Annotated in this window: 1 protein-coding gene; it reads right to left on the bottom strand. The window is 70.3% G+C overall.

The window, feature by feature from the left end:
- Positions 1-84: 84 nt before the first annotated feature.
- A partial coding sequence (locus FJM08_RS08530) for a CocE/NonD family hydrolase (RefSeq protein ID WP_140031744.1) occupies positions 85-565 on the bottom strand: 481 nt, incomplete at its 5' end.

Consider the following 565-nt stretch of genomic DNA (forward strand, 5'->3'; position numbering starts at 1 on the left):
TTACGGCATGCGGTGTTTTCGACGGACTCGTCACCGACGCCGCGCGTGTGACGCGCGCCGTCAGCCAGCGCTCGGCAACCCGGGCTACCCAGGGACCTCCGGTATCAGCAGGTGCGCGTCGTAGCGTGGGCCCCAGTGCAGCGTGACACGACCACGCGGCGGGCGTGGGTAGGCGGCCGGGAATTGGCCGGTGAGCGGGTTGCGGGGGGACAACCAGCGTCCGCCAACCACCAGTCGTAACTGTTCGCCGGCGCGGAACAATGTCGCCGACGGGCCAAGCGCGACATCGACGGCGACGACCTCGCCGGCGGTGACCGGCCGGGGCCGAGCACACGCCGGGACCGGCTCCCATGGCTGCGAGAGCTCGGGGTCGAGCTCGCGCAGCGAGACCCGCTGCCAGCCGGTGGTCACCCGGTCACGGCCCCAGCCGTAGGACCCCTCAAACGCAACGAACTGGCCATCGCGCCACTTCTCCACTCCGACGAACAGGTTCGCGTCGTCGCAGCCATCCAATTGAACCCACAGGCGGGCGGCCATCGGGCCGGTCAACTCGATGTCTTCGGGG

Origin of the sequence: Metamycoplasma equirhinis (assembly GCF_006385185.1) — a bacterium.
GTDB lineage: Bacteria > Bacillota_I > Bacilli_A > Mycoplasmatales > Metamycoplasmataceae > Metamycoplasma > Metamycoplasma equirhinis.